Annotated in this window: 21 protein-coding genes; 2 read left to right on the top strand and 19 right to left on the bottom strand. The window is 48.8% G+C overall.

Annotation, left to right across the window (positions count from 1 at the left end; all coding sequences use genetic code 11):
- Positions 1 to 22 precede the first annotated feature (22 nt).
- The 6 genes from MKY23_RS11690 to MKY23_RS11665 all read right to left on the bottom strand — a co-directional run bounded on the left by MKY23_RS11690 (position 23) and on the right by MKY23_RS11665 (position 4,984).
- Positions 23 to 1,120 (bottom strand): Gfo/Idh/MocA family oxidoreductase, encoded by a 1,098-nt coding sequence (locus MKY23_RS11690; RefSeq protein ID WP_339838132.1) that lies wholly within the window; start codon positions 1,118 to 1,120, stop codon positions 23 to 25.
- 112 nt (positions 1,121 to 1,232) lie between these two features.
- Positions 1,233 to 2,405, bottom strand: a complete 1,173-nt coding sequence (locus MKY23_RS11685) for a Gfo/Idh/MocA family oxidoreductase (RefSeq protein ID WP_221791083.1) — start codon at positions 2,403 to 2,405, stop codon at positions 1,233 to 1,235.
- Entirely contained in the window at positions 2,402 to 3,322 is a 921-nt protein-coding gene (locus MKY23_RS11680; RefSeq protein ID WP_339838129.1) for a sugar phosphate isomerase/epimerase family protein, read from the bottom strand. Before MKY23_RS11680 ends, MKY23_RS11685 begins: the two co-directional genes overlap by 4 nt.
- A gap of 278 nt (positions 3,323 to 3,600) precedes the next feature.
- On the bottom strand, positions 3,601 to 4,098 hold the full coding sequence (locus MKY23_RS11675; RefSeq protein WP_339838126.1) for a metallophosphoesterase: 498 nt from the start codon (positions 4,096 to 4,098) through the stop codon (positions 3,601 to 3,603).
- 17 nt (positions 4,099 to 4,115) lie between these two features.
- The gene (locus MKY23_RS11670) at positions 4,116 to 4,565 is read right to left on the bottom strand and encodes an Rrf2 family transcriptional regulator (protein ID WP_154886308.1); all 450 of its coding nucleotides are present in this window, start codon (positions 4,563 to 4,565) and stop codon (positions 4,116 to 4,118) included.
- A gap of 41 nt (positions 4,566 to 4,606) precedes the next feature.
- Positions 4,607 to 4,984 (bottom strand): DivIVA domain-containing protein, encoded by a 378-nt coding sequence (locus tag MKY23_RS11665; RefSeq protein ID WP_154886309.1) that lies wholly within the window; start codon positions 4,982 to 4,984, stop codon positions 4,607 to 4,609.
- 201 nt (positions 4,985 to 5,185) lie between these two features.
- Here MKY23_RS11665 and MKY23_RS11660 point away from each other — a divergent pair, with 201 nt between their 5' ends.
- Positions 5,186 to 5,752 carry a TraR/DksA C4-type zinc finger protein gene (locus tag MKY23_RS11660; protein ID WP_154886310.1) on the top strand — a complete coding sequence of 189 codons (567 nt, stop codon included), beginning with the start codon at positions 5,186 to 5,188 and terminating at the stop codon, positions 5,750 to 5,752.
- A 203-nt stretch (positions 5,753 to 5,955) separates the two neighbouring features.
- Here MKY23_RS11660 and MKY23_RS11655 read toward each other — a convergent pair whose 3' ends face one another.
- From MKY23_RS11655 to MKY23_RS11635, 5 genes are all read right to left on the bottom strand, one after another.
- The gene (locus MKY23_RS11655) at positions 5,956 to 6,735 is read right to left on the bottom strand and encodes a helix-turn-helix domain-containing protein (protein WP_339838122.1); all 780 of its coding nucleotides are present in this window, start codon (positions 6,733 to 6,735) and stop codon (positions 5,956 to 5,958) included.
- 89 nt (positions 6,736 to 6,824) lie between these two features.
- The gene (locus tag MKY23_RS11650; protein ID WP_336122816.1) at positions 6,825 to 8,081 is read right to left on the bottom strand and encodes an MFS transporter; all 1,257 of its coding nucleotides are present in this window, start codon (positions 8,079 to 8,081) and stop codon (positions 6,825 to 6,827) included.
- A gap of 296 nt (positions 8,082 to 8,377) precedes the next feature.
- Positions 8,378 to 9,394, bottom strand: coding sequence for a Gfo/Idh/MocA family oxidoreductase (locus tag MKY23_RS11645; protein WP_339838119.1), 1,017 nt, complete (start codon positions 9,392 to 9,394; stop codon positions 8,378 to 8,380).
- A 2-nt stretch (positions 9,395 to 9,396) separates the two neighbouring features.
- Entirely contained in the window at positions 9,397 to 9,771 is a 375-nt protein-coding gene (locus tag MKY23_RS11640; RefSeq protein ID WP_090921036.1) for a helix-turn-helix transcriptional regulator, read from the bottom strand.
- 194 nt (positions 9,772 to 9,965) lie between these two features.
- A complete protein-coding gene (locus tag MKY23_RS11635; protein WP_339838116.1) occupies positions 9,966 to 11,147 on the bottom strand; it encodes an acyltransferase in 1,182 nt (393 codons plus the stop codon).
- A gap of 69 nt (positions 11,148 to 11,216) precedes the next feature.
- Between MKY23_RS11635 and MKY23_RS11630 the strand changes: the two genes are divergently transcribed.
- Positions 11,217 to 11,594, top strand: coding sequence for a DUF202 domain-containing protein (locus MKY23_RS11630; protein WP_090921040.1), 378 nt, complete (start codon positions 11,217 to 11,219; stop codon positions 11,592 to 11,594).
- Positions 11,595 to 11,735: 141 nt separating this feature from the next.
- On the opposite strand, the gene MKY23_RS11625 is transcribed toward MKY23_RS11630, so the two are convergent.
- The 8 genes from MKY23_RS11625 to MKY23_RS11590 form a co-directional block, all read right to left on the bottom strand.
- Complete coding sequence (locus MKY23_RS11625; protein ID WP_154983857.1) at positions 11,736 to 12,344, bottom strand: general stress protein; 609 nt, start codon at positions 12,342 to 12,344, stop codon at positions 11,736 to 11,738.
- A gap of 342 nt (positions 12,345 to 12,686) precedes the next feature.
- The gene (hrpB, locus tag MKY23_RS11620; RefSeq protein WP_339838111.1) at positions 12,687 to 15,215 is read right to left on the bottom strand and encodes an ATP-dependent helicase HrpB; all 2,529 of its coding nucleotides are present in this window, start codon (positions 15,213 to 15,215) and stop codon (positions 12,687 to 12,689) included.
- A 229-nt stretch (positions 15,216 to 15,444) separates the two neighbouring features.
- Entirely contained in the window at positions 15,445 to 16,251 is an 807-nt protein-coding gene (locus MKY23_RS11615; RefSeq protein WP_090921046.1) for an SDR family NAD(P)-dependent oxidoreductase, read from the bottom strand.
- 207 nt (positions 16,252 to 16,458) lie between these two features.
- On the bottom strand, positions 16,459 to 17,301 hold the full coding sequence (locus tag MKY23_RS11610; protein ID WP_154886316.1) for a protein phosphatase 2C domain-containing protein: 843 nt from the start codon (positions 17,299 to 17,301) through the stop codon (positions 16,459 to 16,461).
- Between the two features lie 10 nt (positions 17,302 to 17,311).
- The gene (locus MKY23_RS11605) at positions 17,312 to 18,064 is read right to left on the bottom strand and encodes a vWA domain-containing protein (RefSeq protein WP_090921050.1); all 753 of its coding nucleotides are present in this window, start codon (positions 18,062 to 18,064) and stop codon (positions 17,312 to 17,314) included.
- A 34-nt stretch (positions 18,065 to 18,098) separates the two neighbouring features.
- Entirely contained in the window at positions 18,099 to 20,153 is a 2,055-nt protein-coding gene (locus MKY23_RS11600) for a hypothetical protein (RefSeq protein ID WP_154886317.1), read from the bottom strand.
- A 156-nt stretch (positions 20,154 to 20,309) separates the two neighbouring features.
- Positions 20,310 to 20,585: a WXG100 family type VII secretion target gene (locus MKY23_RS11595; protein WP_090921054.1), complete on the bottom strand. Its 276-nt coding sequence runs from the start codon at positions 20,583 to 20,585 to the stop codon at positions 20,310 to 20,312.
- 182 nt (positions 20,586 to 20,767) lie between these two features.
- Positions 20,768 to 21,316 (bottom strand): WXG100 family type VII secretion target, encoded by a 549-nt coding sequence (locus MKY23_RS11590; RefSeq protein WP_154958917.1) that lies wholly within the window; start codon positions 21,314 to 21,316, stop codon positions 20,768 to 20,770.
- Between the last annotated feature and the right edge of the window lie 4 nt (positions 21,317 to 21,320).

Here is a 21,320-nt window from a genome sequence, read left to right as displayed (position 1 = left end):
TCTTACTCCCAACTCCTAAACCTTACTTGCCACCGACACTCCACACTACGCGTTCGCTCATGGCTTTATGTTGGGCGATCAGGCACAGCTCTGCTGCCTTGAATGCATGCTCCTGTGTCATAGCAGTCTCGGTACGATCCAGACAATCGCGGATGAGCTGACCGAAAAATGGATAACCGACTTTGCCTTTGACGTTGTATCTGAACTCACCCTCATGGTTAACCAGATACACCTGATCCCCTTCCGGCTCGCGTGCAATGTCGATGTACTTGCGCAGCTCGATGTAACCGTCTGTACCGAGAATAACGGTACGGCCATCGCCCCAAGTGCCGAGGCCGTCCGGTGTGAACCAGTCTACGCGGAAGTAGCCGGATGCTCCGTTATCACCGATCAGGGAAGCTTCACCGAAATCCTCCAGTTCAGGGAACTGTGGGTGATTGAAATTGTTGACCCGACTGAATGCTACCTGTGCATCACTGCACGACGCAAAGGTCAAGAACTGTTCAATCTGGTGACTACCAATGTCACAGAGAATGCCGCCGTATTGCTGATGGTTGAAGAACCAATCTGGTCTTCCGCCCGCGTTCAAGCGGTGTGGTCCTGTACCCATAACTTGAACTACTTTGCCGATGGCTCCTTGTTCAATGAGCTGTCCCGCATAGATGGCACTTTCCACGTGCAAGCGTTCACTGTAATACACCATGTATTTTTTGCCCGTACGCTTCACTTCTTCACGCGCCAAGTCTAATTGCTCCATCGTGGTGAATGGGGCTTTGTCCGTAAAATAATCTTTGCCAGCCGCCATCACTCTCATGCCGAGTGGTGCGCGATCTGATGTTATAGCTGCGCTTGCTACCAGTAATACCTCTTCATCCGCGAGTACTTCCGCTTCGGATGTGGCGACCTGTGCCTGAGGGAATTGTTTACGGAATGCCTCCACCTTCGCCGGGTCCGGGTCATATACCCATTTGAGCGTAGCTCCAGCATCCAGCAAACCGCCAACCATACCATAGATATGTCCGTGATCTAATGCTACAGCTGCGATTGTGAACTCTCCCGGTTGACACACAACTTCTTTTGTCACACTTTTGGGTGCATAGAACATTCCGTCTTTAGCCATGTTATCCCATCCTTTTTAAAAGTTATATTCAAAAACACATATAGATCAAGTTTGAGGTTCAGAGGTCATCGGAGTGTTCCGTGTAAATCCTCAGTTGAACTTATCTACATCATCATTTAAAGGTCTGACTCAGATCGGCGGGCTGACCGCCCGCATATGCTTTGTCTTTCTTCGTTGTTGAATTGGCAATCCGTTCCTGCAAGTGCTCATAGAACAAGTCTTCATTGATCGGCAGATCAACCCAGTTATCCGTCCAAGTGGACAGCAGCATCGCGTTGGATAACGTTAAGCCGTGAATGCCATCCTGCCCAGGAGCGATCAGCGGGGCACCTGTGCGAATCGCATCAACCCAGTTGCGGATTAACCCTGGATGACCTGTCTCAATGCCTGTAATCGGCACGTCGCATTTCCAGCATTCCGGCTGTCCGAATCCGCCGGTAAAACGTTGATTGAACTCTGGCTCCGATTCGCGCAAGCGCCAGAAGGTGAGTTGTCCGTCTTCGATGACGATTTTACCGCGGTCGCCGCTAACCTCAAAGCGGTTCGTTCCTGGTGCTTCACCCGTGGTGGTTACAAACACCCCCGTCGCTCCATTTTCATATTCGACATAAGCGGTCACGTCATCTTCCACTTCAATGTTCCGGTATTTACCGAAGGCGCAGAAGGCACGCATACGAACAGGCATCATGCCAATCGTCCATTGCCACAAGTCCAGCTGATGCGGGTCTTGGTTAATCAACACACCGCCTCCTTCGCCTGCCCATGTTGCACGCCAGCCGCCGGAATCATAGTAACTCTGAGAACGATACCAGTTCGTAATAATCCAGTTGGTACGCCGCACCTCACCAAGCTCACCTGAGGCAATCAGGTCACGCAGCTTAATGTACAGCGGATTGGTCCGCTGATTGTACATGATGGAGAACACTTTACCGCTTGCCGCAGCAGCTTCGTTCATCTCCCGTACCTGTTTTGTATACACACCTGCTGGTTTTTCGATCATCACATGCAGGCCATGCCGGAATGCCTGGATCGCTTGTTCGGGATGATCGTAGTGTGGCGTGGCAACAATGACGGCATCAATTGTTCCCGAAGACATCATCTGCTCAGCATCCTGCCAATACGTTACGGTAGACGGAAGGTTACTCGTTACCCAGCTCTCCATCTCTTTTCTCACATCACATACAGCTACTAATTCTGCACCCGGTACTTCTCCAGCCACCAATGTTCTGGCATGTGATGCCCCCATATTTCCAATTCCAATGACCGCTACTCGAACGATACTCATGCTTGCTCCTCCTCGTTTACGCGACGCTCAATTTCAGCAAAAACGTCTGCAAAATGCTGTAACATCGCTCTGGAATCCAAAGTTCCGCTAAAATCTTCGATGCCATAATAACCGTCATAGCCAACTGCTCTCAGATCACGTACCATCTGCACCCAGTCCACCATACCTTCCGTCAGCGGAGCCCAGTGGCATTCCCACAACGTGCTTAGCGATTGTTCAGAGTCACTTCTCGGAGTCAACGCCTTCTGATCAGATATATTCGCGACTTCCTTCTTGTACCACCCTGCATTTTTCACATGCACATGGGCGAGATACGGACCAAGCAGTTCAAGTCCCATGCGATGGTTTTCATACCCTTCATGCACCATGTTGCCCGGATCATAGAGTACCCCGACATGCTCCGGGTCAAGAGATTGTACAAGACGATAGGCTAGAGAAGCCGTTGGCGCAATCGTTTGATGATGCGTTTCAATAACAGCCTTAACGTTATACTGTTTCGCTATATCCTGAACTTCGTTTAGATAACGAACGGCCTTCCCGTATAACTCGGGATAAGCTGTACTCCGGTCATAACCCGGAACACCCACACGCATCATCGAAGCGCCAAGTGTAGATGCGGCCTGGAATGCTTGCTCGGTTGCAACCATGTCTCCACAATTGAGATATGGCACAAGAGCGATAGACTTTCTGTCATGAGCTTCAGCTGCTTCCCGAAAAACAGGAACTTGTTCCTGCCATCTGTCCGGATCGATGGAGCAACGATTGTTCCGCCAGAACGAAGGTTGTTCAGCCGACGCATCCTCCGGTATGCCGCGATATCTCCACTCGATTCCAGCGATGCCCGCTGCCGCCGCTGCGGAAGCCAGCTCGTTAGCATCCAGGTCAGGGACAGCAACAGTGAATATGGACAGTTTCATGTTCTTGAACCTCCCCTTTATGTAAACGCATTCATTTTGTGTCGTAAACGCATTGTATCACTCTCTCGATCACCGCCATAGAGCATAACGTAAACAGATGAATGACAGATAACAAACCGCACATATTCCCCATTCAGAGATAACGTTTCAAGCCAAAATCATCTTCCAAAAACAAAAAAAAGCGTCTCTAAATCAGAAATGACTTCTGTTCAGAGACACCTTTTATATAGAATGTTGTTCTATCGTTAGCCAAGCCAACTTGTCCACAAAAACACGATCTATTCACGATCAAAAAAAACATGCTCGGCCTGCAATTTCCCATCTTCTGCCGTCATGATTCCAAACGAAAATCGCTTCTGAAACCGGCGGTCCGTGGGTGAACCCGGATTAAATACAAGTAAACCATCTACGGTATGCATCACCGGAATATGGGAATGTCCATAGACTACCGCATCCAGTTGCTCTCCAGCAAAGGTCTGAATGGCGTTCTGCTCTGTTCCGTTTGATCCACGATGACCATGCACAAGTCCAAGCCGTAATCCTTCCGCTTCAACAATTCGCGAGAATCCCAGCTTCTCTCCAATCTCGGATGGGTCCGTGTTACCAGCTACACCTTCGACCGGAGCGTAATGGCTTAGCAATTCATACACACTCCAGTCTGACCAGTCCCCTGCATGGAGAATGAGATCTGCACTAGTCAATGCGTCAACCAATGGTGCTGGTAACGTTTTTGCTTTTTTTGGTAGATGCGTGTCGGAGATAACAATGATTCTCATGTGATTACCGCCTTCCCTTAGTTCGACTTCTGGTTCGCCTCTAATTGTGAAGCCTGGATCCGCTCGGTACTGGTACGCTCCATATCTTCAAGCGTGATCGTTGCAAAGAACTGCTCCACTTTAGATTCAGCAATCTGATACAGATTGGTCAGCAGTCCATCGATTTGAAGGCCTACTTCACAATTGGGATTACAATTGCCATGAATCGGGAACAATGGTCCTTCATCCTTGGCTGCCTCATAAACCATGGCAAGTGTAATTTCACTCGCTGGCTTTGCCAAATAAAACCCTCGAGTGCCTGGTGAAGAATTGACTAATCCTGCCTTTTTCAGCCCTCCCAGTATACGTCTGACAACGACAGGATTGGTATTTACGCTGCCCGCAATTTCAGCAGACGTGATTCGTTCAGGCGCGCTGAGAGACAGTAACAACAAACAATGCACACTGACCGAAAAATGAGTACTCATGATTAACCACCTTTTTTAATATAATCCCGGATGTTCCAGCCTTATTCCATAAACAGATCCTTTTCAGGACGTGCTCTGACTTTGAGTTGTCGCACAGTATACTCCAGTTGCTTCACGATGTCATCCAGTTGTTTGCGATCAATCTTATTCGGGTCTTCGACAGGTTTGACCGAATTTTTGAGGTCACGAATGGTCAACTGTTGTTCCTGCCATTTATCCATTAAATCCGCAATATTCGCATAAAAGCGCTCGTAATCCTTAATCACCAGATCCAGGTACGCATCTACCTCGTCCGGGTCATAACCACGAAGTTTATAATTGAACTGTTTCTCATGAATTGATAAAGCATCCAGCTGTACACCCAGTTGTTTGAACAATTGTCTCTGTTTGTCCAATCTTCGTTTCATATGTTCATCCATCTTGACAACCCTCCATTATAGCCGAGCAGCGGTTCCATTCATTCGAAAAGAACACACGGCAATTTCTCTCTCTATTTTTTATAACACATAATGCATCAGATATAAAACGAAACCGCCCTCTCCCGTGCAAAATGATTGCCTCACTTGCTTTTCGGGTAAGAAGTCACTACACCCCCTCAAGCGGGAAAGGAGCATGTCCTTATGAGTACATTAACCCAAGATCAACGTAAAGAATTGCAGCAAGCCCTGCTGGAGCAGCGTGAGGATCTGCAACGTCATTTTGAATCCAGTATGGAGGATGGCGCACCAGCAGAGTCGTTAAAAGATTCTACAGGCGAACTCTCCTCTTACGATAATCACCCGGCAGATGCGGGAACAGAAACGTTTGAACGCAGTCGTGACCTCGCAATCGACGATACACTAACCGAAGAGTTTAATCAGGTCAATGAAGCCCTCGAACGTATGAATGAGGGTACATATGGAACCTGTGTTACATGTGGCAAAGAGATCCCTTTTGAACGTTTGCAAGCTATACCTTATACCGCGTATTGCATCGATGATACTCCGAACCGGGACGTAAGTAATGATCGTCCTGTTGAGGAGGAGGTCATGACGATGCCACCGAGTGGTGCCGGGGAAGTGAGACAGCGTAACGCGGGCAAGTTTGACCATGCAGAAGCATGGGAAGCCGTAGAGGACTATGGTACATCCAATTCCCCCGCGATGGCCGCCAAACGAGAGGTGAAGGATTACGACGAGAACATGTAAAGTAACATCGACTCGGATGGAATCAGCCCTATCGCATTATGATAATAAAAAGCCGCCATTGGCGGCTTTTTTGCTGTAACTCCATGCTACCCGATTGTTCTCTCTTCCTAAAATGAATGAATCGACTATCATACGTCTACATTTGGTTCGTCCTGCGCCTTACACTAGAAAGAACTATCATATTTCATTTCGATCTTGATCAGCTATTCATCTGTAGAATCAAAGGCCTTAGGTTCTGAGGCTTTCCGTTTGGCAGCAGGTTTCGATTTTTTCGCCGTACTTGATGTTTCGGATGTTTTCGATGCCTTTGAGGGTGCCTTTGTAGATGCATTGGAAGCAGACTCTTTTTCTTTTTCTTTTTTTTGCCCAGCCGAAACTGCCTTTTTCTTCTTAATTCCAGAATCAGAATGCGACGCAACCTGTGCCTCTTTGGACAGCGCCGTGAACAGCTGAAAAACCTGATGGTCTGATTTCTGTTCATCCTTGGTTAAATACGGTTTGCACAGCTCCACAATCTGCTGATATAGCTCTTCTACTTCATCCGCCGTAGCGTAGAGCGTCATGTCTGAGATAAAACGTTTCTCCTGACGATCATGCTCTGCATGATTCATAAAACGCTGGCGGCTCTGTTCGAACATTTCGTTCAGCAACTTTAGCGTTTCGGAGCGAAAAACCTGCTTCAGCGGCGAATTTTCATCCTCTTCATCCTTGTGACGAAGGTGGATTTCACCCGAGAAGGGCTCGTAATATTTTGCGATAATGCCGTTGATTTCCCGAGTGGATACCATGGTTAGAAGACCGATTTTCTCCAGTTTTTTCACATGATAATGCACCTTCGCAGGCACTTCTCCCATCAGATCTGCAATTTCCTTCACGGTGGAAGGTCTGCCCTGGCGGTTAAACATATTCATAATCTGTATCCGGTATGGATCAGAATATATTTTGATCTCTTCAATTGTTGAGAGCACTTTATGTTGCTGCATATCCGAGTCCTCATTTCCGGGGTACCTGCCTGCCCTTCGTTCCCTATATTATACCGTTCAGACAGGACTTCGGTCAAAAGGACGTACACTTACATCTCCCGCCGAAAACTTTTGCTGGTAAGAAGTAATATCGCAGACAACCCCAGTAATAAGCCAAATACAATGAACAGGATCGGCATTGAAAACCAATCGGCCAGAACACCGGACAGAAGGCTACCGAGTGGTGAAACACTTAGGACCAGCATACTTTGCAGCGCAGACACTCTTCCGAGCATATGACCTGGGGTTACTTCCATCAGATATGAAACGAGCGGCGTTGTAGCAAGCGGTATACCTAAACCCATAAGCAGACAGAACACACCTGCCGTTGGAAGCTGGAATGACGTCATATAAGCCGGAAGTGCAGTCATGGCGTATCCGCAACCAAGCATAACAATGCCGGAGATAACCAGCACGCTTTTACGGTAACGCGTCCCTTGTTGTGACATCCACAGACCCCCAAGCACGATCCCTCCAACTAAAAGCCCACTAAGCAGACTTAATCCCCAAGCACCTGCTTGCAGTGTTTCCATCACGTAAGGTGTACGTAGCACATTAAATGGCATCAGGCAGAAGTTAACCCAAGCGAATAACACGGAAGAGACAAATAACAAGGCATGTTTACGTAGAAAATGAAAAGCTTCCGCCATCTCGGAGATCAGACTCTTGGCGCCAGATGACACTGCTCGTGGTGACATCCATTCTGGATAGTCCACCCGGCTCATCAAGATTGCGCTTAGTGCAAACAACGCGGCGTCAATCCAGATAGTCCACGCGATACCCACAGTTGCAATTAAAGCGCCTGCCGCGGCTAGCCCCGCCAGTTCAGCCAATCGAGTCGCTGAAGAGGTCATCGCGTTACCAGAAAGCAACATGGACTGAGGCAATAACCTGGGAACACTGGACACCTCGGCAGGTGACGTGAAACATTCCAGCAAGGAGTTTAGAACCGTGAATACAAATAAATGCCACACTTCAAGTTGCCCCAGGGCGAATAAAAGTGCTGTAAGTCCAACCATCACTCCGCGTCCGGTATTCGTCATGACGATGACTTTTTTCGGAGATAATCGATCCACCAATGCCCCGGCGAACAGCCCAAACAGAATATTCGGTAAAAAGTTAACGGCTAGAAGTGTGCCCATCAGTACCTTGGAGCCGGTTAAAATATACACCATCCAGCTATATGCAATCGAATCGATGGAATCCCCAAAGCGGGACACCATCTTACTCAACATAAATTGCATATATGGCCTGATTCGAATTAATTCTCCCAAACCTTGTTTCCCCGCCACAGCACCCTCGTTCATCACTGTTCCACTCCTCAACGTTAAAATATTTTTCATGTTAATATTATTTTAACGAAGTTTATGCAAAAATCAATACAAACGTGAAAGTATTTTTAACGTTGTTCCTTAAGGATGTTTTTAACGTTGAATATCTAAACAAATATTAGGCTTAACTCTCCATCCTGAATGGCCCTTGCATAACCACACAAAAAAGACTCTCATCGTCATCGATGGAGTCCTGTATCATCCCTGATTTTAAAATTTACAGCCTAAAGGTTAAAGTCCGGAGGTCATTGCACTACAGCTGTAGCAGTTGTTTAAATCGGACTACGTTCCACCAGCACCCGCTGACGCTTGCGCGCGGATTCCAAACAGGCATCAATCACACGCATGTTCAAAATGGTGTTGTCCGGACCGAAAGGTAGCGCCTCTCCCTCAAGAGCTGCCGTTGCAAATGTTTCGACCTGAAGCACATAGGAGTTGGATACCGACACTCGTTCCTCCCGGCTGACGGAATCCGTATGAATGATGATCTGAGGCGGAATATCGCTATTCTCCCAGCCGAACACTTTAGGCAGCTCAATACGTCCTTCCGTCCCGAGAATCTCCATCTCAGCCCGTCCTGACGCCCACATGCCGCAATCAAAGGTCAGAGCCACTGCGTTAGGAAACTCAATCAGACCTGAAGCCATCATATCCACACCATCATGTTCCTCTGAAAATAAGGCATGAACCGTAACGGCCTCCGGCTCTTGTCCCAGATACATCCGGGCAGCAGAAATGGGATATACACCGAGGTCAAAAATAGAACCGCCACCCATATGTTTCTTGAATCTCACATTATCTTTGTCATCTGCGGTATTACATGTAAAATTACCATGAATCGCTCTGACCGTTCCAATCTCGCCACTCTCGATAATCTCCTGCACCCGTCTGTGCTTCGGATGATATCGATACATGATAGCTTCTGAGAACAACACCCCATGACGTTCACATGTCTTAATCATCTCTATGGATTCTTTGGCATTCAGCGCGGCAGGTTTTTCACAAAGCACATGCTTTCCTGCCTCGGCAGCTTTAATCGTCCACTCTCGATGCAGATGATTTGGCAACGGGATATAGACGGCCTGGATATCCGGATCAGCAATAAGTTCCTCATAACTGCCATAGGATCTGACAATGTCCATCTCTTCGGCCAGAGCTTCAGCCTTTTCTTTGGAGCGGCTGGCAATCGCCAGTACTTCACCACGCTCAGACTGCTGAATTGCAGGAATAATAGCATTTTTGGCAATCGTTGAAGTACCCAGTACACCCCACTGCAGAGGTCTGTTCATGCTCATCTTCCTTTCGTACCGTAATTATCCGCTTCTGCCTTGTGCAAAATGCCAAGACAACGATCCAGATCGGCTTTCACCTGTTTCTTGTACAACTCTGCTTTGGCCGCCCCATCATCAGTGAAGTGATAAAGAACAATTTCCTGGAAATCAACTTTGGGGTCGTTTCCCTTTAATTTTTTGGTTCGATAAAAGATGCCCTGTTGCACCAGCTCATGTAATGCCCGATATACTTCACTTTGGGGTGGTACATATCCGTAATCTTTGAATTCCTGCTTCATCGCTTCCAGCATCTCGTAACCATAACCTCTATGTTGCTCCACCATCGTGATCAGATAAACTTTGATAAATGCCCGCTGTGCAATCATAAAAGCCATGCGCTTTCCCTCCTGTCAGAACCTGTCTATCTCTCATTATAAAACATATGTTCTGATCCTGCCATCTTGATCCTGATTCCACTCTTGTAACGTGTTGTTATGGAGAGTAAGCAGGATCAAGAGATTGGATATAGGAGGGCTGATGTAAGAAAGCACAGCTTTTATTATTGTGAATTTTTCATATGATGAAATAATCATTTTTGGACCGGAACAGGTGTTTTATTGGCTTGGGTGTGTTTCGGTACAACGCCTACGATCCATTTTCCCCATTTAAAACGCGAGATCAGCCAGGTCAGCACACAAGATGCGGTCAGTGCTACAATCCAAGTGACAATCGTGCGTATCGCAGGATTCCAGCCCCACGCCACGTACAACCATTCGTCTGGAATGTAACTGTAACGCAGCACCAGCATGTGCATCAGATATCCTCCATACGACATACCGCCAATCCATCCCAGCCAGTAAAGAACGCGATGGTGATGAAGCTTACTGGCTAATTGGTACATGACCATGATGGAAGCAATCAGGAACAAAATCATATCCGGCCTGATCAGGCTGACGGTATAAAAACGGATTTGAATTCCTTCGGGTTTCTGAAACTCCAGCATTAATAGATACATAAACCGTAGACCCAAGATTATAAACACCAACCAGTAGACCCAGCGCAACCGATTAATCCATTCTTTCCAGCGCTGTACCGAAAGTCCTGCCGCAGCACCAAGTACAAAATAAAAAAAGAAATAGATGAAATTACGGTCTGCATAGGTTGTAAAAGCATCTGTCAGCACGGGGATTTGCATCCGCTCCATCCATCCGGCAATATTCCTTAATTGATCGGATAGAACCAGAAATAAGACGCCTGAACCCAGCAGTGCGAGCATTCGCCCCTTGGCTTGGTAACGATGAACCACGTACCGAATACCACGCAGAAACAACGGGAAAAACACGTAAAACTGAATGAGCATAATGATGTACCAGAAATGTGAAGCCGTCTTACCCGTCACGAGCTTCAGAGCGAGGTCCGGAATGTCCTGCCAGCCGAATGTTGCCCAGTTACGCGGGGCAAGTATAAAATAAATGAGAGACCAGACCACATAGGGCAAGATGACATCCATGACTCTTTTTCGCATAAACTGGCCGTAATGGAGCTTATCACCTGTATTGTAGAACAGCACCATCCCGGTTATAAATATAAAAAGTGGCACAGCAAACTTCGCTAACATCAGTAGCAAGGCCAGCACGACGCCATCCTGAAGTCCAGCCTGCGGAACCAACGAATAATGAGCAATTGAATGCTGTAGTACAACCGCTGCAAAGGCCAGGCCTCGTAATGTTTCGATTTCAGTAATTCGTTCTTTGCGAGGCAAATCACTCAACCTACCTTTCTTAATTCTTGCAATATCAAATAAAAAACGATAAACATCCATTGGAGGTATGTAAAACGAATGTCTGACAAATCATCCAGAATCCCTGAATCCAAAACGGTTCAACAACACTTGGCTAACGAACGTACATTTCTCGCCTGGGTGCGCACAGGCATTGCAATGGCCGGGATCGGTTTCCTTGCCGCCGGTTTCGGTTTTCATTCAACCACCTATGACCGCATTGCCCATCTTGCTGCCATCATCACGGGAATCACTTCTCTCTTTGGCGGCATTGCCGTCATTGGTTGTTCAGCCATTGCTTACCACCGTAAACGCACACAGATTAATGAGCAGACCTTCCAAGCCACTACCGGACTTATCACCTTTCTCAGTCTCCTGTTGCTTGTGATTGGCCTCGCGCTTGCGGTGTTGCTGTATGTATTGTTATTCCCTGCCTGACATAGCCGAATCCCCTATGAGGACAAAAACCGCTCTCCTCAGCGGAGACCGGCTTCAGTCTGTTTTATCGTTCACATGCATCATTGCTATTTCAAGTCTCTAACCCAAATGAGCCCGCATGTGTTCTGTGGCGTTCAGTCTTTACAAAAAGGTGTTGTTGCCGAAACGAGCAGCTTTGGTCTGCGCTTCCATCCGGCGTTCTTCCATATCAAGATCTGGACGGGCATCAGTAGTATTCACATCCTCACCATGCACAGGATCGATGTTGGAATGAGTCTGACGGTTAAGGTTAAACACATCGTATACCGCGCTATCCCGATCCGATGAGTCTACGAGCAACAAAATTTTACCATGCTGCACATACTCCTCATATTGTCTCGCATCCTCTTCTGGAATACCCAGTCCTACAAGCCCACCAACCAATCCTCCGGCTCCTGCACCTACAGCTGCACCTGTAAATGCTGCGGCAATAGGTCCTGCAGCCAGAATCGGGCCGATCCCCGGAATAGCCAGTGCACCAATGCCAGCAAGCAAACCTGCTACACCTCCAAGCACACCACCTGTGGCTGCACCTGCTGCTACACCCTCTGGCGCTTTTGTGCCTGTCTCTTCCCGAATAGCCTTCAGCTCATCTCTGTCCTGCGTTACGACAGATATCTCGTCAGATGTAAATCCTTCGGCTTTCAAACTTTCAATAGCATCGGATGCCTCACGCTCTGTATTAAACACACCTACGATTTTCTTCTTCATAGTGAATACCTCCTCATGGATTTGAGTGGTTCGCTATGTTATTACCCGTCATTCTCTCTTTCAAACGTTTTTAGGCCATTGATCATATGGATGAATACTAATTTGAGCCAAAAGGCCGAATCCCGCAGAGCCCAAAAAATGACGAGATCGTTCAGAGAAAAATTGAAAAACAGCGATACTGCGGATTCCGTCTGACGCATATATTTCTCCGGGCCTACTGGATTTGCAAGAGGGCATACAAGACAAAGCGAAAATACAGCGTTCCGTAGGGTTATTCTGTCATCAGACTGTAGGTATAGACATGTTCAGTTTGACTTCTGTAGATTATGAACAACCTGATTATCAGGTTGTTCGCGGTTTCGCACGATTCGTTGCGATCGCTTCAAGCGGATTATCCGGCCAGTAATGTTTCGGATATCGCCCTTTTAAATCTTTCTTCACTTCAAAATAAGTCTCACGCCAGAAGTTCGCCAAATCTCTTGTAACCTGTACAGGGCGTTGCGCGGGAGATAACAGATGCAACGTGACCGGAACGCGACCGCCCCCGATGTGAGGGGTCTCTTGCTGTCCAAACATCTCTTGTAATCGAACAGCCAGGATCGGATCTTCCGGATTGCTGTAATCCACGGGAATCCGGGAACCACTCGGAACCTGAATGTGGGTAGGCGCCTCTTCATCCAGCTGCTGCCGCTGCGCCCAGCTAAGTCCGCCTAAAAGTACATCATGCATGGACAGTTTCTTCAGATCAGCGGCCGACCGCATTCCTGCCAGATATGGTGCAAGCTGTTCCTGCAGCTCATCCGTCAGATGATTCTCGATCAGATCAGGCCAGTCTGGCATGTGCAGATGCAGAAAACGCATGCGCTCCGCAAGTTGGCGCGATGTTTTACTCCACGGCAGGATGTCCAACCCTTCCAGTCGTATCCCCGACAATAGTGCTTCCAGCACCTGATCTTCCGGTGGCTGTGCAATCATGCTTTCCTTGATCATTATTGCTCCGATGCGCTGCCGCTTATGTGCCCGCACACTTCTAGTCGTGCGATCCCAAGCCACCAGCACCTCCTCGTGCAATAGATGCTGCGCGGCACGCAGCATCGCCTGCTCCTGCACTGGCGCAGCCAGCAAGATACGCGCATCTGCCCCCTGGTCGTCGGCCTCGGCTGCGACCAGATAGGCGGAACGGCTCAGCGACTCTGCCCCCGCGAGCCGTACCCCACGGCCGCTGCTCAGCAGATAGCGGCCATCCTCGCGGCGCTGCCCGATCCGGTCCGGATACGCAAAGGACAGCAGCAACCCGCAGCTGTCCTCATCCGGCCGCACCGGATCGGCCGCCGCGTTGCCGAGCGCCGAGCATAGCTGGCGGCTCTCCTGCAACATGCGCCGCACGGCAGCGCCGTCTGCGCCAGCCGCCGCCGCTGGCGGCCCCCCGCTGCTGCCTGCGGCCAGCAGCGCTTCTACGCGCGGGCGCAAGTCCGTGCCCGCGCCGCCAGCACTTCCGCTGCTGCTGCGGAGGCCTGCCGGCTCCTGCAGCAGCGCCGCCAGCGTGCTGGCGTAGCTGGCCAGCCCAAGCTCCGCCGCGCGGAGCAACATGCTGGCCAGCCGCGGATGAACGCCAAGCGTGTTCATCCGCCGCCCAAAGGGCGTGAGGCGGCCTGCGTCGTCCAGGCCGCCCAGCTGGCGCAGCAGCGCCTGTGCCTGAGCGTAAGCCGCATCAGGCGGGGTGTCCAGCCAGCTAAGCTCAGCTGGGGACTGGACCCCCCACGCGGCAAGCTCCAGCGCCAGCGGCGCAAGATCCGCGGAGGTGATCTCCGGGCGTGTTGCTTCAGGCAACGCGCTATGAGCCTCCTCGCTCCATAGCCGGTAACACACCCCCGGGGCAATACGCCCCGCACGTCCGCGTCGCTGGTCAGCGGACGCCTTGGAGACCGGCTGTGTGACAAGCCGGCTCATGCCTGTTCTTGGCGAGAAAGCCGACGCCCGGCTGAGTCCTGCATCCACGACCACTTTTACACCCGGAAGAGTCAGACTCGACTCCGCAATGGAAGTGGACAGCACAACCTTGCGCCAGCCACCCGCCGCAGGCCGGATTGCTTCATCCTGCTTCTCGGCAGACATACTGCCATACAGCGTATGTACAAGGACCTGCGGAGGAAGAGATGCTTGCAACAGTTCCCTTTCCGTACGATGAATCTCTCTCGCTCCGGGAAGAAAAACCAAAACGTCCCCTTGTTCTTCACTCAATGCCCGAATAATGGTACGAGCCGTCCAGCTCTCGATTTCAACTGCAGCAGGTTTCCCGGCATATTTCGTTTCCACCGGAAACGTACGGCCTTTACAATGCACAACTTGTGTATCTTCGCCCAGCATACGACAGACCGGTTCCGGGTCAAGCGTTGCCGACATGACCAGCAGCTTCAGATCCGGACGCAACATGGCCCGCGATTCCAGCGCCAAAGCGAGCCCCAGATCCCCGTGAAGATGTCGTTCATGAAACTCGTCAAAAATGATCATTGCCGTATCTTCAAGTCCCTGATCCTGCTGTAGCATACGTGTTAATACACCCTCAGTGACCACTTCGATTCGTGTAGCCGGGCTTACCCGGGTATCCATTCGTACGCGGTATCCGACCGTTTGTCCTGCCTTTTCACCCAGCGTTGCTGCCATTCTCGACGCGGCTGAACGAGCAGCGAGTCTCCGCGGCTCCAGCATAATGATTTTTTTGCCATCCAGCCAAGGCTGTTCAAGCATCGCCAGCGGCACAACCGTTGTTTTTCCGGCCCCCGGTTCAGCAATCAAAACACCCGTATCCTGGTCACGGAACAGCTGCTGTACCTCCGGAATAATCGCTTGTATTGGTAAATCAGTGTACATATCATCGCTCCTAATGCATATCTTACCGTTTCGATATCATTCTATAAGCTCAGTATTCGAATGTTAGCATTATAACAAAAAAAGCCGTCCCGAAGGAACGACTATATGACATCCATAACTTATGGATATTACCCAAACTCATTCAATTATCTAACATTCAGCTTGTGGGCTAATCATCTACGAATAACGGTTACTGTCTTATCCAGTTACTTCCCCATCGTTTACCTGATCAGCTCAGCAGAGACTCCGCACCATCGATCACAATCTCGGCTCCAGTAATATGTTTGGATGCGCCGGAAGCGAGGAAGCTAACCAGATCCGCAACGTGCTCGGGCTGTCCTGGTCCATCCGCGAGTGGCTGCTGTCCTTCCGGGAATTCCATCGGGATGATAATGTCCTGAAGGTCATCTGTTTTGATCGTACTTTGATCAATATTGGTAGCAATCGCACCTGGACAGATTACGTTGACTCTGATCTTGAATTTCGCCAGCTCCAAAGCCGCCATCTTGGCAAAAGCAACCTGTCCTGCCTTTGACGTACTGTACGCCGACATACCGAAACTGGAGAAACGCTGATTCCCATTGATCGAGCTCGTAATAATAATGCTACCGCCTCCGCGTTTTTTCAGATGTGGGAGAGCATATTTTACGGTGAAAAATGTGCCGTTCAGGTTCGTCGTAATAATCTGTTGCCAGTCCTGTACCTGAATTTCTTCGATTGGAGCAGACACCCCGTTAATGCCCGCATTAGCAAAAACGATATCCAGTCCTCCAAACAATTCCACCGTTTCCAGTACAGCCTTTTCAACCCGCGCCGGATCGGAAATGTCCACATCGAATGCTCGTGCAGCCCCTTCATGGTTCGCATTAATCTCCGCTTCTGTCTTTGAAATCCGATCATTCACCAGATCGAACAACGCTACATGCGCCCCTTCATTCGCCAGCTTGAGTGCCGTGGCCTTGCCGATTCCCGAGCCAGCTCCTGTAATGATAGCCACCTTACCTTGAAATGGTGATCTGCTGCTGTGTTGTGTCATAGCCCAACCACTCCTTCGTCTTGGAAATTATGTAAAGATTTAATCTGATTTTATTTCAATCAATTCTTCACAAGATTACCCAAAACGAGCAGCTTTTAAATCAACACTCGTAACTTTTTTCATTTTTCAGGCAGTTACATACACTGACGATCTGCACCAGCCACACGTAGATCTATCTCAGAAAACGATCCTCGTTACAGGGCGTGTTCACCACTCCAGTTCAATGAAAGCGGCATCATCCTCAAGTCCGCCGGTATGGGCGGCATCCAGCAACACTTGAATATGCTCATCCGGGATGTATGTACCAATGGCATCGAGATCATTCAGTCCGTCTGTATACAGTTGAAGGCGAAATGATTCACTTCCTGCACCTTTCATTTCGAAAACATGGGGTCTCCCCCCTATGGAGCCTTCTCGTGTAGACCAACGCTCATTGGTCTTGCAATGTGTTTGGAATTGTTCCGACTGCTCCTGTCCATTACGCCAGAGCCGGATTCTGGAATCTCCTTGCCATGCCAGCCATACTCGGCTCTTCCGTCTTCCAGATGTGAGTTCAATGCGTCCGCATACATACATGGCCTGACTTCCTTGGCTTCGCTTTTCCATCAATACCTCCCGTAGCAGAAGAGGCGAGGTATCCAAGGGCTGTAGTTGTTCTAACTGTTCAGATGCGGAACCCGTTAGACTTTGCAGAAACTGTTCGACCCCTTCAGCGGTTAATGATGACGTCGTTTCCAGCCATTCCAGTAGCGCACTACCGAGAAAACGCGCAGCAAAATCACCCAGATAACTCATGCCAACTCCATCACACAATACAAAATGACAGACATTACCTTGCATGCGAATCGCAACAAAGTCTTGCCCTGCGTCACCCTGGTTCACGGTTTCGGCTGCACGTCCATATCCGTATCTGCATTTCAGCTTGCCTTGGTAACGAGTTAACGGCTGTTCCCCAGTCTGAATGCTTACATAGCGAAAATTATCCTGTTGCTGCTTCGCATGTCCCCCTCGATCACTGGCAGACAATGTTGCCATACGCATTGCTCGCATGATTCCCCTCCTATCTTACAGGTGTTGCAGCAGACATCTGGAATCCAATGGATACCAGTTCTGCACAAGTACCAGGCAACATCATGAGTGCGCCTGGTGCTAGCAAATAATCTGCCTCCACCAACATTTCGCGATAGCTTTCAGGCAGCACGGATGACATATTACGCAACTTCTCCCCATGCTCGTCTTGCAGGTTTGTCTCTGGTGAGATCCCCTTCCAGCGTCTAGGCTCTGCAATCGGAGCTTCCAGCAGATGATCACTTATAAATATATTTTCAACCAAAACATTGCCATCCGGCACACTCATGCCCATAATGCGCTTGGCGATCGGCTCCGGGTCTTCTCCAGTCGCAACACCATCGGTCATATGACATACGAGTGGTGCAGGGCAGTCCTGCATGTTAGGTATTTCTGCTTGCAAAATTTTCTCTGCCTGCAAAAATGCTTTTGCGGAGTCCGAGAAACGTCGAGGCGTCAAATCAGGCAAAGAACCTACAGCCGCAACCTCATCGATTCCTTTAATCCCGTTTAATACATCATATACATCGTCACTGTAGGCCAAAATAGCAATTCGGTACCGCGGCGTCAGCCGATTTCCTTTGGTTGAACGAAATACCATCTGCCGGATCGCCAAAGACAAAGCATCATAAACGATGTCAATCCGGCGACGATTGTCCAGAACCATATTCATGGAGGCGCTAATATCAATTAAATAAATAATAAGTGCAGGTGTACGTTGCGATGCTTGAATTGTGTAGTTCATCTAGAGTGTGTCACCTCTATTATTTAATATAGATTTATAAGTCTGGCAGTGAGTACTTGGAATTACTCAAAAATTTGTTGATCGCACTCATCCGTGCCGCCACTTTACCTACACCTTTAAAATACGAAGCGTCCGTATTATATAGGTTTTTGAAATCGCGAGCATACGAAAGAGCGCTGTCCGTTTTTCTTCCTATTTGTGCATTGTACGCCTTGTTATAGCTTGCAATCAGTGTCACGACATTTTGAGCCCGTCTTTTCTTAAGAGCTTCTTTCTGAGCCAACTCTTGCTTACGTTTGGCTTCGGCAGCAGCCTTCTCCTTTGCAATTCTGGCGTCATTTTCTTTTTTCCACGCTATATAAGCTTCATACTTCGCTTGCTGGTCGTATTTTGCTTGCAGTGCCTTACGTGCTGCTTCTTTTTTCTGTTGCTCCTGCTTCGCCAGATAAGCTTCATATTTAGCCTGCTTCTCGTATTTAGCCTGCAAGGCTTTACGTTCTTCCTCTTGTTTCTTCGTTTCCGCTTCCTTTTGTTTAGCCTCAGCAAGCTTTTTCTTTGCATCAGCTTCCTGCTTTGCCGCTTCTGCAGCCTTTTGCTTTTCGGCTTCTGCCTGTTTGAGTTTGGCGGCTTCCGCATCTTCTGCCGCTTTTGCTGCGGCTATACGAGCAGCCTCCTGCTGTTTAACCTCGGCCTGATCGGCAAGGATTTTAACTGTGGGTACACCCCCGGCAAGCAGTACAATGAGCACTGCCGAGGAGATCATGAATTTTCTGGAACGGTAGAATGGAATCACTACCGGCTCAGTACTCTCCGTGTTTGAGTTGATTTTGGCATCCAGTTCCTTGATCGCGGCCTCTACTTCCAGCTGCATCGCACTGTTATCCGGAATGAAGTGATACAGTGACCGATAAACCTCAAGGGCCGCTGCTGGTTTGTCTTCATCCTCCAGCGCTCTAGCTTGTAAAAACAGCCGGTTTACAACGGCCTCCTGGTCCGGAGATTGTTTTGAATTCGATGTATCTCCAGCTTTAGCATCTTGTTTCACACTCGTTGATGTTTCAGAGTCTTTTGGCGTGGCGACCACATCAGTTTCTGAAGATTCTGTTACATCCTCTTGCGGCGCTTCCAGAGCAGCCAGAAAGGCTTCAGCCTGCTCGGTGTCCACAGACGCAAGGGCAATGTACCATTCCCCAAACGTTGGACAACTGCTCAGATCATGACTTTCCCATGCCCGGATAAACAGATCTGATAATTTGGAGCCCCAGCGATTCTCAAGGGAACCGCGCATCGCGAAATAACGCTCGCTCGAAGTCTGCATCTCATGTTGATCAAAATAACTCTCTCCCCAAGCTTTCTCTACTATGGCGGGGTCGGACCAGCATAACATCTCGGCGATAATAACAGCTCCGGCAAATCGATCTGCATAAGAACTCCACAAGCCGCTGTGCACCGTTCGATGGGCTGCGTAACCAGGTGAACCAGCAAGCAATGCATCTGGTCGATCCATCTTGGAGCCGTACATCTGCTCCACATCAACCAGTTCAACTGCAGAAGTCAGGGCCGAGTTCTGCACTTCGGAAAAAAACGGAATCATTACATTTGGAGCAGACATATCACAATGTGCGAGTCCACGTTGCTCCATTGCAGAACCTGTACCTGCAAGTGCTCTAGCCAGCTGCAGACTTTCCTCCGCTGTCAGCTGCTTTTGATCACTGATCACATCGAACCAGGTCAGACCCTGTACCCATGGCATCAGTACTGCATATAACAGATCGGGATGTTCTCCAATAAGCGCTCCGTTTCTTTCCGGAGTGAGCACTTCACGCTTGCACACCCGCAAGCCTGGCAGTTCACTATATGGCTCCATATGCTCAGACTGATAGACCATTGCCGGGATACGGAATTTTGGAAAAAATACTTTTAGTGCTTTGGCCCCATGAATGGTACCCGTCCGGGGAATCAATTGATAAACTATACCTTGTCTTCCCGCTTGGGCATAAGCAAGCCCCGGCGCAGCCGGATGCTGACCAATCGTATAGGCAATATCATTAATCACCACTTCATCGCCGGGATTCGGTTGAAAAGACATGCTCATCCCTCTCTCTGTTTTTTGTGTCATAGTTGCGGCAAAAACCGGGTGTAATCCACCCGGTTTTTGCCGTAATCTTGCAATCTTTAACTTGATGCCCGCATATGACCAGGACGATGCATATAATCAAATCGTCTGGACCTATGTAAGAGCAAATTAACGGGATTGGTCTGCTGTGCGGAATTTAGTCGCGATTGCTGAAAGTTCTACACTAATGCTATTCAACGTTTGAACGAAGGATTGCATTTGTTTGCTAGCTTCCTGGAACTCTTGGAAGAAACGTTGCTTCGTCATACCTTCCCATTGTCCTTCCATGCTTGTGATGGATTGAGTCAATGAAGATACGATTTGTTGACTTTGTTCTCCACTTTGTTTGAATTGGTTTGAAACCTGATCCAGTTGTTCTGGGGTAACTAAAATACGTCCTGCCATTGTTAAATTCCTCCTTGATGTGTGCAATTAAATTTGTTTGTTCAAATTGTACTATACAAGGATCATTCGGACAAAAGCCGAAGGACCTAATCCTATTTACCCCATTTTTAGCATATGAAACTTCAACTAACAGACTATTTACAATTTATTTAACGTGCAGTTGTACTACATTTGGTAGGCCGCTATGAAACTACAGGTTCAGTTCCTCTTCTTTCTCGAAAAGAAGGGTCTCTGAATCTCCATGAAACAGGCTCAGGCTGTGTAGCCTGAACAAGGGTTGCCGGAGAACCATCAGGTGGAGCACTATCCTGTATCCGATACACAGCCGCCATAGCGGAAAGCGGGTCGGATACAACAGCTACATCAGCAGCATGCGCAGGCAGGATATCGCCACTGCGGCTACTCTGAAGAACATTCAGCATATTGACCGCATTGCCATAGGCCACATTGACATGACTCAGCACGGAACGATATTCCATGTCTGCTTGTTGGAATAACAATGCCTTGCGCCCGAGCTGTACACTTAAGTCCATCAAACGACGAAGGGCTTCCTCACCCTGCCGTTTACTACGATTCCATTCGCTCATCACCGCTGCACGGGACTCGATATCCCAATCCAGCGAATGTATCGCCTGATCCAACACTGTCATTTTTTGCTGTATTTGCTCCGCTGCATACTGAATCTGCCTGCTCAGTGCCCGAAGCACATCCGGTTCCACACGAATGCGCATTTAC

The sequence above is a fragment of the Paenibacillus sp. FSL R7-0272 genome (assembly GCF_037969905.1).
Classification (GTDB): Bacteria; Bacillota; Bacilli; order Paenibacillales; family Paenibacillaceae; genus Paenibacillus; species Paenibacillus polysaccharolyticus.
Note: the sequence above shows the minus strand (reverse complement) of the source record. Positions and strands in the feature narration are given on the sequence as shown.